This is a genomic window from Sorangium sp. So ce590 (genome assembly GCF_051521365.1).
Taxonomy (GTDB): domain Bacteria; phylum Myxococcota_A; class Polyangia; order Polyangiales; family Polyangiaceae; genus Sorangium.
Window position 1 is genome coordinate 530,923 of the sequence record NZ_CP150346.1, and the last position, 13,104, is coordinate 544,026.

At 73.8% G+C, this 13,104-nt stretch carries 10 protein-coding genes; 5 read left to right on the forward strand and 5 right to left on the reverse strand.

Annotation, left to right across the window (positions count from 1 at the left end):
* Positions 1 to 8 precede the first annotated feature (8 nt).
* The 4 genes from WMF28_RS02025 to WMF28_RS02040 all read right to left on the reverse strand — a co-directional run bounded on the left by WMF28_RS02025 (position 9) and on the right by WMF28_RS02040 (position 6,355).
* On the reverse strand, positions 9 to 365 hold the full coding sequence (locus WMF28_RS02025; RefSeq protein ID WP_437600324.1) for a cupin domain-containing protein: 357 nt from the start codon (positions 363 to 365) through the stop codon (positions 9 to 11).
* A gap of 113 nt (positions 366 to 478) precedes the next feature.
* Positions 479 to 2,275 carry a DUF4139 domain-containing protein gene (locus WMF28_RS02030; protein WP_437600325.1) on the reverse strand — a complete coding sequence of 599 codons (1,797 nt, stop codon included), beginning with the start codon at positions 2,273 to 2,275 and terminating at the stop codon, positions 479 to 481.
* Between the two features lie 19 nt (positions 2,276 to 2,294).
* Positions 2,295 to 4,571 (reverse strand): DUF4139 domain-containing protein, encoded by a 2,277-nt coding sequence (locus WMF28_RS02035; RefSeq protein ID WP_437600326.1) that lies wholly within the window; start codon positions 4,569 to 4,571, stop codon positions 2,295 to 2,297.
* 74 nt (positions 4,572 to 4,645) lie between these two features.
* The gene (locus WMF28_RS02040; RefSeq protein WP_437600327.1) at positions 4,646 to 6,355 is read right to left on the reverse strand and encodes an Eco57I restriction-modification methylase domain-containing protein; all 1,710 of its coding nucleotides are present in this window, start codon (positions 6,353 to 6,355) and stop codon (positions 4,646 to 4,648) included.
* Positions 6,356 to 6,710: 355 nt separating this feature from the next.
* Between WMF28_RS02040 and acpS the strand changes: the two genes are divergently transcribed.
* Together acpS and WMF28_RS02050 are read left to right on the forward strand one after the other, a co-directional pair.
* The gene (acpS, locus tag WMF28_RS02045) at positions 6,711 to 7,202 is read left to right on the forward strand and encodes a holo-ACP synthase (protein ID WP_437600328.1); all 492 of its coding nucleotides are present in this window, start codon (positions 6,711 to 6,713) and stop codon (positions 7,200 to 7,202) included.
* Complete coding sequence (locus tag WMF28_RS02050; protein WP_437600329.1) at positions 7,199 to 8,917, forward strand: NAD(P)H-hydrate dehydratase; 1,719 nt, start codon at positions 7,199 to 7,201, stop codon at positions 8,915 to 8,917. The genes acpS and WMF28_RS02050 overlap by 4 nt, the downstream gene beginning before the upstream one ends.
* 154 nt (positions 8,918 to 9,071) lie before the next feature.
* Here WMF28_RS02050 and WMF28_RS02055 read toward each other — a convergent pair whose 3' ends face one another.
* Positions 9,072 to 9,719 (reverse strand): NADPH-dependent F420 reductase, encoded by a 648-nt coding sequence (locus tag WMF28_RS02055; RefSeq protein ID WP_437600330.1) that lies wholly within the window; start codon positions 9,717 to 9,719, stop codon positions 9,072 to 9,074.
* A 377-nt stretch (positions 9,720 to 10,096) separates the two neighbouring features.
* Between WMF28_RS02055 and WMF28_RS02060 the strand changes: the two genes are divergently transcribed.
* From WMF28_RS02060 to WMF28_RS02070, 3 genes are read left to right on the forward strand one after another with little or no spacing between them, the layout of a single operon-like run.
* Positions 10,097 to 10,819, forward strand: coding sequence for an RNA polymerase sigma factor (locus WMF28_RS02060; RefSeq protein ID WP_437600331.1), 723 nt, complete (start codon positions 10,097 to 10,099; stop codon positions 10,817 to 10,819).
* A gap of 57 nt (positions 10,820 to 10,876) precedes the next feature.
* On the forward strand, positions 10,877 to 12,235 hold the full coding sequence (locus tag WMF28_RS02065) for an NAD(P)/FAD-dependent oxidoreductase (RefSeq protein WP_437600332.1): 1,359 nt from the start codon (positions 10,877 to 10,879) through the stop codon (positions 12,233 to 12,235).
* A gap of 58 nt (positions 12,236 to 12,293) precedes the next feature.
* The gene (locus tag WMF28_RS02070; protein WP_437600333.1) at positions 12,294 to 12,959 is read left to right on the forward strand and encodes a helix-turn-helix domain-containing protein; all 666 of its coding nucleotides are present in this window, start codon (positions 12,294 to 12,296) and stop codon (positions 12,957 to 12,959) included.
* The last annotated feature ends 145 nt before the right edge of the window (positions 12,960 to 13,104 follow it).

Sequence of the window (13,104 nt, forward strand, 5' to 3'; positions counted from 1 at the left end):
CGCGCGAGTCAGAAGTCGGGGTGGCCGATGACGAGAAACTCGAGCGGCCCGGCGCCCGCGTTGCGCAGCCCATGGTGCACGTTCTTCTCGACGTGCATCATCTGGCCGGGGCCGAGCGGCACCTCGCGGTCGCCGACGATGCCGAGCGCCTTGCCGGCCAGAATGTAGATGGTCTCGCTTGTCTCGGTGTGGAGCTCGCGCGAGATCTCACAGCCGGGGTCCATCTTGCCCTTGTAGAAGCCGAAGGCCTGTCCGAGCCCCCTTCCCAGCAGCTGTGCCAGGAAGACCCCTCGGTTGGGCAAATACTCCATGACGTCTTCGTCGGCCGCGGTCAGCACCACGGCCCCGTCGATCTGCTGCCTCATGGCGATCCTCCTCCTCCGCGAGCGAAGCTGCTGGAGAATCCATCCGTTACAGAAGCGCACGGCGTCCTGTCAACGCGCTTCACGGCGAGGATCGCGACGGCGGCGGTCGCATGTCAAAAAGGCAACACCACGCTCGCGGCGGCGCGGAGCTCGTAGCTGAACGACATCGTCTTCAGCCCCTTCGGCGGCAGCTCGATACGGCCGCGGAGAAAGCCGTCCTTCTCGTCGAGGGTCCAGCCTGGGGCCTCGCCGAGCGCGACCTCGACGTCGGCCACCTCGCTGATCGGGATCCGCTCGGTGACGAGCACCCGCTTCACGCTGCTGGAGAGGTTGGAAACAGAGAGCTTCACGCGCCGGCGGATCTTTCGGCTACCGGTGATCGCCGAGGTCTCCTGCTCCTCGTCGACGGTGCGCCGCACGCGCACGGCGTCGTCCACGCCGAAGCCGAGCTCGAGCGGCTCCCCGGCGCCGACGAAGTCGAGCCGGGCACGGCCGATGAGGCTGCCGCCGCGCGCGACCTTCACCGGGCCCGCGAGCAGCGGGCGCGGCCTCCCGCCGGCGCCGCCGCCGTCCAGCGTCGCGGTCGCGCGCAGGTGCGCCGCGGGGTGGGCCTCGGGGTACAGCACGAGCGCGAGCTCGGCCGGAACCGAGCGCCGCGCGATCTCGATACGCGTCGGGCGGCCGTCGGAGGGGAGGGTCACCGGCTCCGCCGCCTCGAAGATCAGCGGTTCGCCCCCGTCGTCCACGCCCGGCATCTCGTCGACGGCCCGCGCCCCGCGGCCGAGCCCGGCCGTGACGATCGCCTGGTCGCGCGCCTCGACGACGACGCGGCGGCGGTCGACCTCCGCCCTGCGCCGCACCCGGAGGACATCGTCCGCGAGGAGCGGCGCCTCCGCGCTCCGCGACGGCCGCGCGGTCGAGAAGCGCGCGGTGACGTTCTCCCAGGCCTCGCCCGTCGCCTGCCACGCCGCGGCCCACGTGGTGAGCTCGACCGAGCCGCCTGCTCCCTGCGCCTCGGGGCCGCCCGCGCCGGCGGCGTGGGCCGAGAGCCGCGCCAGGTGCTCGGGGCGCCAGATCGCGCACGCGACGCGGTACGTCAGCTCGATCTCGATGGGCTGCGGCGCGGGCGCGTGCACCTCGACCTCGATCACCGCCTCGTAGCGCGGCTGCTCGATCGACCCCTCGCGCAGCCGCGCCGCGGCGCGCCGGGCGTCGTCCTCGGCGTGCGCCCGCGCCGCGCGCGCGTCGGCCGACGCGCCGAGGGCCTCGGCGAGCGCCGCGTGCAGGGCCTCGACGCCGGCGCGGCACGAGGCGAGGCGCGCGGGCTCGCCGGCGTCCTTCGGGGCCTCGCTCATCGCTTGCGCCCACTTCGCGAGCAGCTGGTCGAGGTGCGCCTCGCGGCGCGACGCCCGGTCCCGCGCGCGCTCGGCGGCGCCGGCCCGGCGGGACGCCTCGCGCTGCTCGCGCTCCAGCGCGTCGATCGCCTCGCGCCCGAGCGCCGCCTCCCGGTGCGCCCTCCACCGCACGCGCGCCGCCGTCACCCGGACCGCGCCCTGGCCGTCGGCGCCCGCGCCCTGGCCGTCGGCGCCCGCGCCCTGGCCGTCGGCGCCCGCGCCCTGGCCGTCGGCGCCCGCGCCCTCGGCCCCAGCGCGCGCGACGCGCGCCTGCACGGTGCGCTCGTCGACGAACACCGACACGCCGCCGATCGCGATCCACTGCGCCCCGGCCGCGACATCGACGCGCGCGGCGCGCACGACCTCGGCGCGATCCTCGAACAGCGTCACCACGCGCGCCGCGCTCGGGTGGGGCGCGCCCTCCGCGGCGCGCCCTCCGCTGCCGGTCACCTCGCTTTCATCTCCTCCGCCGGCGCTCCGCTCCGCCCGGTCCGAACCGCTCGCATCCGTTGCCATGGTGCGCCTGTTTCCCCTGTTATTCCCGTCGGTTACCGCCGACGACCTCGTTCCTGGAGGAGAACACGACGCGGTAGGCGAAGGCGACCGAGGCCTTGCCGCCGGGCGCGATCGGGACGCGCCAGCGCAGGCCGCCGCGCACGGGCTCGCCGAGCTCCTCCTGGGTGAACGGCTCGGCCTTCGGCTGCGACGAGAGCAGCTTGATCTCGACGTCCTTGTCGTCCGTCACGGGGATGCGGTCGAGGACCTCGACCTCGACGCCCACGCCGAGCGACGAGGAGAGATCGATGGTGATCGCGTGCTCGACGGCGAGCGAGCCGCCGAGCAGGCCGGCGCTCGACTCCTCCACGCGCGCGTTCCTCGCGACCCGGATCCGCTCCTCGACGCCGAGGCCGGCGCGGAAAAGGCCGCCCCGGTCGACGTGACCGAGCGAGGACTGCGCGGCGAGGGCGCCGTCGACGAAGATCTCGACGGGCCCCGCGAGCAGCGGGGCGTCGATCGGGTTCTCGACGCGCGCCTCGCGGTAGACCTCGGCGGCCTCGCGCGGCACGGTCACGAACCGGGGCGCCGCCGGGGCGCGCGCGGCGCTCAGCGCGACGCGGTGGCGCCTGCCGTTCGACGGCACGTCGGCGGCGCCTTCGCCGGCGTAGAGGTGATCGAATTGCCCGCGCGACGCGCGCGGGTCCACGGCCCGGGGCGGGGCGCCGAGGTGGTCGATGTCGATCTGCGCCCGGCGCGCGGCGCGCCTCGAAGGCCCGGGCTGGTCGTGCGCGAGCCGGCCGCGCTGCGGGCCCGTCCCAGGGAGGTGCAGCGCGTCGAAGTCGAGCCACCGTTCGACCTGCGCGGGCTCGAGCGGCGCGGGGGCCGCGCCGGCGCCTTCGAGCTCCTCGTCGTGGCCGAGAGAATCCTCGGCCAGACCCGCCGTGCGCTCGGCGCTCGCCACGCGGGCGGAGGCGGCGCTCGGGGCCTGGGGCGCGCTCGCCTGGAGCGCCAGCGGCGGGGGCGGACCGCCGTAGCCGCCGCCGAACGAGGGGAGCGACAGCCCGCGCGACTTGCTGCGCGCCGGGGCGGGGAGCGGCATGGAGAGCGGCGCAGCGGCCGGCACCGGGGGCGGCTCGGGGGCCGAGCCGCGCTCCGGCCACGTCGTCGGTGGCGGCGGCGCGGCCCCGCCGGGTGGCGGCGCGATCCTGTCCATCGCCTCCCGCAGCTCCTCTCTGGCCTGGCTCGGCACGGGCCGACTCAGCGTGGGCTCGTCGTCGTCGTTGTCGTCGATCTCGTCGGACGCGGGCAGGAGCTGACCCGGGGCGGCCGTGGTTCCCGCGGCGGGCTGGGGGAGGGCGGCGACGAAGCGGTCGAACCCCTCGAACAGGGCGTCGAGCCCCTCCGGCGCCGGGCGGTAACCGCGGCGCGGGGGGCGCTGCGCGCGGCTCAGCCGCAGCGAGGCGAGCTCCGGCAGCCGCGTGTCCTGCACGAGATCGGCGGTGGCGAGCGCGAGGCGCACGTTCTGCCAGTCCTCGCCGGAGGCCTGCGCGACGAGGGCGTCGAGCTGCAGGGCGACCTCCGTCGCGCCGCGCGAGAACCGCGCCGCGTAGGCGGGCCACCACCGCGCGGCGCCGACGGCGTACTCGATACGGAGCGCCGGCTCGCCGCCTGCCCCGCCGCGCGCGGGCGCGAGCCGCACGACCACGTCGAGGCGCGCCGGGGCGCGCTCCTCGACCTCGCCGCGGGTCGCCTGGGCGGCGTCGAGCTGCGCGGAGAGGAGCTGCTCGCGGGCGCGCTCGAGCTCCGCCTCGAGCGTCGCGGTGCGGCTGTCGAGGGCGGCGAGCTCGTCCGAGAGCAGCCCGCTCACCGCGAGCGCGTCGCGGATGCGGGCCGCCGGGTCGCCCGGCCGGAAGCGCCGCGCGAGCTCCGGATCGAGCGCGACGGCCGCGAGCTGGTCGCGCCAGCGGCGGAGGTGGTCGTGCTCGGCCGACAGGCGCTCGATCGCGAGCTCGAGCTCGCGGAGCTGCGCCGAGAGCGCGCTCCTCGAGACGGGCGCCGGGGGCACGACGAGCCGCGCCCGCACGCCGACGACCTCGCGCGGCGCGGCCGCCGCGTCCGGCGAGGCGCCCGCCGCCGCCACGAGCGCGCGGAAGCTCCCCGGCTCGGCCAGCGGCGTGATCCCCGGCACCGCGATCTCGATCGCTCCGCGAGGGAGCGGCTCCGCGAGCTCGACGCGGCGGGTGACGATCGCGCCGCGCGCGTACACGACGACCGCCTCGATACGGCTAGCGCACTCGATCTTCTCCGCCGTCATCCGTTCGTCCCTCGCCCGCGAACGCTGTGTGGGAGCGCGAAGGTATCACGCCGCGCCCGACGCCAGATAGCGCGCTAGCGCCGCGTGTCGACGAAGCTGAAGCCCGGGAGCGCGTCGATGCCATAGGCGCGCAGCGCGAGCGCGTCGAGACGGTGGAAGTCGCGCTGCCGGAAGGAGCTCCGTAGATCGCTGATCAGCGCCTCGGCGACGCTCTCCGGCGGGGGCAGGCGGATGCGCCGCAGGTACTGGGCCTGGAAGCGCAGGTAGCCGCCGCGCATCTTGACCGCGTAGGACCACACGAAGAAGAGGGCGACCCTGGAGCTGAGCAGCCCGCCGAGCGCCTCCATGTCCCAGCCCTCCGACGTGATGAAGTAGAGGTTGTGGTGCGGGTGGAACCTGCCCTCCTCGTAGACCACCTCGTTGGATCCTGCGATGTCGGGGATGAGGAGCTTCGGGATGGAGGCGAGCTCTGGATAGACGCGATCGATGGTGCGGAACCAGCTCGCGGCGTTCCTCCCGGCGACGTAGCGCTTCCTGACGTCGGCCTCGTGGGCGCGCAGGTAGCCGGCGAGCTTCGGGTACTCCTCGAGATTGACCACCTTGCCGTCGTCCCCGAAGGTGTTGATGACGAACCGCCCGGCGTCCCGGATGCGGCCGTCCTCGATATCGTCTCGCATGACGAGGGGGACGAGGCGGTCGCGCTCGATATCTACATCGTCGCCGTGGCCGACGATGTAGATCCTGTCGCTCCCGGTGGCGACGCCGATGCCGACGCGGGTCCCGCCCACCTGCTCGATCGGCGCGAAGCGCGCCTCGAGGGCGCGCAGGGCGTCGAGGTGCTCCGGTGAGCTGAGCACCCACGGGTCGTCCCCCTCGAACCAGGAGGGGTACTCCGACACGGCGACGCCGGCGCCGCGCACCGGCGCGCCCCCCTCCGCGCGCCGAAGCGCGGCGGACGCGGCCTCGCACTCCTCCGGAGAGGCGGTGCGGAGCGTCGCGACAGGGACGCTCCCCGTCTTGCCGGGCGACACGGCGAATATCGACGGATAGGCGACGACGTCGGACTCGAACGGGGAGGCGCTGTGCAGATCGATATAGCACTGCACCCGGAACCACCTCGAGAGCATCCGGCGGAGCGGGGCGCCGTACCGGTTGAGGGTCCACCGGTCGGCGCAGATGAAGGAGAGGACCCCGCCGGGCGCGAGGAGGTCGAGGCCGCGCTCGATGAAGGCGACGTAGAGATCGGCGCGGTCGTAGAGCGACCTGTACCGGTCGCGATACTCCTCCTGCAGCTCGGGCGAGAGCTGCTCGATCCGGATGTAGGGTGGGTTGCCGACCACCGCGTCGAAGCGGCGCCCCTGGCTGGTGAGCAGGAAGTCGCCGTGGGCTATCCAGGCCTCCGAGAGGCGTCGCGCGTCGCCGTGGGGCAGCCCGAGCCGGGCGAGCGCGCCGGCGACGGCGAGGCGGGAGCGGTCGACGTGATCTCGCGCGATGTCGTACGACCGGATGGCGGACTCGATCTGCAGGAGATCGCGGTCGTGTCGGCGCGCCGACTGGATCAGCCGCTCGACGGCGGGGACGAGGAAGGCGCCGTGGCCGCAGGCCGGCTCGAGCAGCGACAGCGACGCGAGATCCCGGTCCGCCGTGTAGCCCGCGAGATCGAGGATGAGATTCACGACGTGGGGCTTGGTCAGCACCACGCCGTGGGCCTCGCCCGACGAGCGCTCGCCGTAGTCGTAGGCGCTCTGCGGGAGCATGACCGTCAGATCGAGGGCTGTCTGCATGGGCGCCGCGTGGATGCTAGCCGCGATCGGCGCGTTTCGGACGCGCGACGCGCGATGCCGCGCTGGCGCGCTCGCCGCGCTCGCCGTCGGCAGCGCGGCGCCTCGGGCCGCGGCCGCCTGCCTCGCACCGGGCCTCCGCCCCGCCGGCGCGCGGCCCGCGAGGGCGTTTCTCCGCGATCGGGGCGAGAGGCGGCTCGCGTTTCACGGGGCGTCGCGATTGAATAGGGTAGAGTCGCCTCATGGCCTTCCCCCTGCGTCTCTCTTCTGCCGATCGCATCGGGGCGAGCGCCGCCCGCGAGGGCGCCGCGGCGCCGCCGGCCGCCGGGCCGGGCTGCCGGCCTCTCGAGGTGACTGCATGATCCTCGGCATCGGCATCGACGTCTGCGGCATCGGACGCATGGAGGAGGCGCTCGCGCGATGGGGGGAGCGGTTCTGGGAGCGCGTGCTGTCCGTGCCCGAGCGGCGTTCGCTCGCGCACCGTGTCGACCGGGCGACGGCGCTCGCGGGCCGCTTCGCCGCGAAGGAGGCGGTTGTGAAGGCGCTGGCCGGGGCGCCGGGGGTCGGCTGGCACCACCTGGAGGTGCGCGGCGCGCCGCGCACGCCGCCGACGATGGCGCTCCACGGCCCGGCGCGCGCGCTCGCGGATCGCATGGGCGTCAAGCGGGTGCACCTGTCGATCACGCACGACGCCGGCGTGGCGGCGGCGGTGGTGATCCTAGAAGGGGACGGCGAAGTCCGATCCCCGACGATGAATGACGAGGACGGCGAAGTCCGATCCCCGACGATGAATGACGAGGACGGCGAAGTCCGATCCAGCCTGGACGACGAAGGGAAAGAGCGCTCGTGATTCCGGTCCTCTCGCGCGCGCAGATGCGCGCCTTCGACAAGCACGCGATCCACCATTGCCACGTCCCCGGCGTGGTCCTCATGGAGAACGCGGGCCGCGGCGCCGCCGACGTCATCTCGGCGATCATCGAGGCGCGCTGGCCGGCGACGTTGCCCTCCGGAGGCGGCCCTCGCTCCGGGAGCCTCCCGCCGCCGCCGAACGGCCGCCGCGACGCCGACGATGCCCGCGCCGCGCGGCTCCGCTCGTTCCCGGTGCGGCACGTCCCGAGCCCCGGGCAGCCCGCGACGTACCCGCTCCACGCCCGCGTCGTCGTCGTCTGCGGCGCCGGCAACAACGGCGGCGACGGCTTCGTCGTGGCGCGCCACCTCCTCGCCCGCGGCGCCGAGGTCCAGGTCTTCCTGGCCGCCCCGTCCGAGAAGGTCACCGGCGACAGCCGCATCAACCACGACGCGTACGTCGACCTCGGAGGCGCGCTGACCGAGCTCCCCCCTGGCGCGTCGCTCGCCCCGCTCGAGGCCACGCTCGCGGAGGCCGACCTCGTGGTCGACGCCATCTTCGGCACGGGCCTCGCTCGCCCGATCGAGGGCCACCTCGCCGACGTCATCGGCGTCCTCAACACGGTGACCTGCCTCTGCATCGCGCTCGACGTGCCCTCGGGCCTCGACGCCGACAGCGGCGCGCCGCTCGGCGCCGCGGTGCAGGCCGACGAGACCGTCACGTTCGGCCACCTCAAGATCGGCCTGCTCACGCCCGAGGGCGCGCGGCTCGCGGGCAACGTCCACGTGGTCGATCTCGGCGTCCCGGACCGGCCGATCCTCGCCGAGGTGGGGCACGTCGCGGAGGTCATCCGCAAGGAGACGATCGGCGCGTCGTTGCGCCCGCGCGAGGCGACCATCTACAAGCACCAGGCGGGCAACGTGCTCGTGATCGCCGGCTCGTCCGGCAAGCTCGGCGCCGCGCTGCTGACGGCGCGCGCGGCGATGCGCACGGGCGCGGGCCTCGTGACGATCTGCACCTGGGCGGACGCCGCGCCCGCGATGGAGTCGCGCGTCGTGGAGCTGATGACGACCGCGATCGATCCGGCCTGCATCGCGGCGTCGCTCGACGGCGCGCTCGCCGGGCGGCGGGCGGTCGCGATCGGCCCGGGCCTCGGCCTCGACGAGCGGGCGCGGGTCGCGGTGGATCACGTCGTGCTCGGCTGGGACGGCCTGAAGGTCGTCGACGCGGACGCCCTGACGCACTTCGCCGGCCGCCCCGAGGCGCTCGCGAGCGCGCGCGGGAGCCTCATCCTGACGCCGCACGCCGGCGAGCTCGGCCGGCTGCTGGGCCGGAGCGCGCGGGCCGTCGAGGAGGACCGCTTCGGCGCGGTGCGCGAGGCGGTGGCGCTGACCCGGGCGATCGTCTTGCTGAAGGGGGCGCGCACGATCATCGCGCTCCCGGACGGCCGCATGCTCATCTGCATGGCGGGCAACCCGGCGCTCGCCACCGCCGGCTCGGGCGACGTCCTGACCGGGATGATCGCGGCCCTCCTGTGCTCGATGGATCCCTCCGCCGCCGCGAGCGCGGGGGTGCTGATCCACGCGCTCGCCGGGGACGTGTGGAGCGCGCAGACGGGCAGCGATCGGGGGCTGCTCGCGAGCGAGCTCGCCGAGCTCGTCCCCGGCCTGATCGCCGCGCTGGCCGCCGGAGGCGATCCGCTGTCCGGGCACGTCTAATCCACCGATCAGTTTGCTCGAGCGAGAATTGAACCGCCAAGACGCCAAGGACGCCAGGAGGACCCAGAAGCTCTCTTTATCTTGGCGTCCTGATGACTTGCTCTCTTCTCTTGGCGCCTTGACGATTCCTGTCCTCCTCGCTTGAGCTGCCCGGCTACTTCTTCAGGAGTTTGAACGCGTGCGTCCAGCGGTTGTTCAGCAGGCCGGGGATGCACCAGAGCATGCAGAGCGGCTCGATCGCGCGCGCCGCCTCCACGCTCCCCAGGTCCTCGGTCTCCCACCCGAAGGCGTCGAGGATGCCCTCCACCTCCTTCTTCGCGCGGGCGTCGTCGCCGCAGATGAACATCGTCGGCCGCACGCCATCGAAGTCCGGATTGACCATCCACACGCTGCCGACGCACGAGAAGGCCTTCACGAAATGCGCGTCGGGCGCGCGCCGGGTGAGCCGCTCGAGCAGCGACTCGTTCGGCCCCGTGAAGAACTTGAGCACCCCGTTGACGGGCGGCTCGTCCGCGATGGGGTTCGTCGCGTCGATGACCGTCTTCCCCGCGAGCGCCCCGGGGCCCGCGAGCTCGATCGCCTGCTCCGCGGCGGTCCCCTTCACGGCGAGCACGACGAGCTCGCCGAACTGCGCCGCCTCCGCGAACGTCCCCACCGTCGCCTTCGCACCCGCGTCCGCCAGCCAGGTCGCGAGCTTCGAGGGCTGGCGCGTGGCGCGCATGACGCTGTGACCGTGCCTGAGAAAACCGTCCGCCAGCGTCTGCCCGACAATCCCTGATCCGAGAACCGCGATATTGCTCATGGCAGGAGCATCGCACGCCCCTGGAGCCGCGCTCCAGCGCCCGGATCGACGTCGAGGATGCGCCGCAGGGCAGCACCTCGAGGGTCGACTGCAGCGCGACCTTGCTTCAGCCAGCGATGATCCTGATGTGCCCGTTGCCCAGCCCAGCCAGACGAACCCGATGCCTGCGCCGCCCGCGCCCGAAGCGGGCGGCCTGGTGCTCGGCCTGCTCCCGCGCCGCGGGTCGGCTCGCCACTCTGACGAGCCTCGGCGACCTGCTGTCGATTTGACACGCGCCCGCGTGCCTCCGCCCGCGCCATCCAGCGCCTTTCGCGTCCTTCGCGCGGTCCGCTCGGTGGCACCTGCCTTGCCAGGGTCGATCCGCAGGAGGTCCCGCCATGCTTGTCCACGCTGCCCATGTCCCCGCCCGGTCCCCGAACCCAGCGCCGCTGTCGCCCGGCGTGACACGCGCGGCCGGGCGCGGGCCGTCGCTCGGCGCGGCCCGGACGGCGCCGGGCGAGGGCTCGCGGGCGGCGGTCGACGAGCTGCTCCGGGGTCTTGTCGAAATGACACCGGAGCTCTTCGGCCGCGCCCTGCGGCTCTCCCGATCGCCCGCGACGGCGGAGGATCTCGTGCAGGACACGGTGGAGCGCGCCATCCGGTTCGCGGAGAGCTACGAGCGTGGGACCAACCTGCGGGCGTGGGTGCATCAGATCCTCTTCAGCGTCTTCATCACCCGCTGCCGGCGCAGCCGCCGCGAGCGCAACGCCCTCGACGTGCTCGCGACCGACCCGTGCGCGTGGACCGCGCCGGAGCGTCGCGCCGAGGTGCACTTCCTGTCGCCCGGCGTGCGGCGCGCGCTCGCGACGCTCCCGCCGACCTTCCGCGACACCGTCGTGCTCGTGGACCTCGAGGAGATGTCCTACAAGGACGCAGCGACGCGGCTGGGCGTCCCGGTCGGCACCGTCATGAGCCGCCTGCACCGCGGCCGGAAGCTGCTCGCCGAGGCGCTACGCGGCGAGTCCGGAGGCCCGAGGATCGACGCGAACGACGGGAACGACGCGAACGACGCGAAGATCGACGCGCAGACCGACGCAGATCGCGCCCGCTTGCCGCACTGATCGGCGGCCCCTACCATCGGCGTGCCACCGAGGAAGCGTTCCTCGCCAGGAGGCACCATGGCATCGACCGCGAAAGAGCCCCACGTCGTGATCGTCGGCGGAGGCTTTGGCGGCCTGAACGCGGCGAAGGCGTTTCGCGACGCGCCCGTCCGGGTCACGCTCGTCGACAGGACCAATCACCACCTGTTCCAGCCGCTGCTCTACCAGGTGGCCACCGCCAGCCTCTCGCCGGCCGACATCGCGGTTCCGATCCGATCGGTCCTGTCGCGCCAGCGCAACGTCCGGGTCCTGCTCGGCGAGGTGACGGGCGTGGACCTCGCCGGTCGGCGCATCACCGTCGATGCCGACGCGATGGAGTACGATTACCTGATCCTCGCGGTCGGCGCGGCGAACAACTACTTCGGCCACGAGGAGTGGGCCCGCTTCGCGCCGGCGCTCAAGAACCTCGACGAGGCGCTCACCATCCGCGAGCGCATGCTGCTCGCCTTCGAGGCCGCCGAGCGCGAGGAGGACCCCGCCGTGCGGCGGCGGCTGCTCACGTTCGTCGTCATCGGCGGCGGCGCCACGGGCGTCGAGATGGCCGGCGCCTTCGCCGAGCTCGCGCGCTACATCCTCGCGCGCGACTTCCGCTCCCTCGACGCCTCGCTCTCGCGCGTGCTGCTCGTCGAGATCGGCCAGCGCATCCTCCAGGCCTTCCCCGAGGGCCTCTCGGAGAGCGCCGAGCGGCAGCTCACGTCGCTCGGGGTCGAGGTCATCAAGGGCCGTCGCTTCCGGGCCATCGACGAGCAGGGGGTCGAGTTCGAGGACGGCGAGCGCCTCCTCGCGGCGACCGTCATCTGGGCGGCGGGGGTCCGCGGCACCCCGCTCGCGCGCTCGCTCGGCGTCGAGCTCGATCGCATCGGCCGCGTGAAGATCGAGCCGGACTGCTCCCTGCCCGGGCACCCGAACGCCTTCGCGATCGGCGACATGACCCTGCTCCGCGACAGGAACGGCGTCGACGTGCCCGGCCTCAGCCCCGCCGCGATCCAGGAGGGGCGCTTCGTCGCGCGTTGCATCCTCGGCGACCTCGAGGGCCTGCCGCGCGGGCAGTTCGCCTACCGCGACAAGGGGACGATGGCGACCATCGGCCGCTCGCGCGCCATCGCGAAGGTCGGGCGCCTGCAGATGTCCGGCACGCTCGCGTGGCTCGCCTGGCTGGGCGTCCACGTGCTCTTCCTCATCGGCTTCAAGAACCGCTTCGCCGTCATGTTCGCGTGGATGTGGCAGTACATCACCTTCAAGCGCGGCGCCCGGCTCATCACCGGCCACACCGCCCGCGCCGCGCTCCCCGCGGCGGCGCCCGCGGTCGCGCCCCCGGCGCCTGGCCCATCACCGGCCCGGCGCGCGGTGGCGGACGCTGTCTCCGACGGCGCCTGAGCGCCCTCGGCGCTCGCTTGCTTGACGCGCGGCCTCCACCATGGCGGATACGCCTCCAGTGAAGGCACGCAGAGCTCAGTCATCCGCGCGACCGGCGACCCCCGAGGCGCCGCCGCCCCCGGCGAGCGATCCGGGCGTTGACGACCCGGTGCTCGACGACGCCTCGGACCTCACGCCGGTCGTCGCCTCCAACCTGAAGCGCTTCCGGGCCGAGCGCGGCCTGTCGCTCGAGCGCCTGGCGAAGGCGTCCGGGGTGAGCCGGGCGATGCTCGGGCAGATCGAGCTGGGCCAGAGCACGCCGACCATCAACGTCCTCTGGAAGATCGCGCGCGCCCTCGGGGTCCCCTTCTCGGCGCTGATGAGCCAGGCGGCCTCGCCCGTCACGACCGTCATGCAGGCCTCGCAAGCGCGCATCCTGCGCTCGCGCGACGGCGACTTCTCTTCCCGGGCGCTCTTCCCGACGGACCGGCCGCGCAACGTGGAGTTCTACGAGCTCCGCCTCGCGCCGCGCTCGGTGGAGAACGCCGAGGCGCACGCCCCCGGCACCTCCGAGAACCTGGTCGTCACGGAGGGCTCGGTGGAGATCATCGTGGCCGGCGAGCGGCGCGTCCTCGAGACTGGCGACGCCATCCTGTTCGAGGCCGACAGCCCCCACAGCTACCGCAACCTGGGCAGCTCCGAGGCCGTCATGTACCTCGTCATGACCTACGGATCGCGCGGGTAGCCCCCCGTTTCACGAGCTCCAGCGGCCCCGTGTCCCTCCGGTATCCAAGACGTGTCGTCCGCTATACTGTCAGATCTTCCTTGCGCCCTCTGCTTTAGCGTGAGATATGTCCGCTATAGCGGCGGTTACCCGCTGCGGGTAGCAA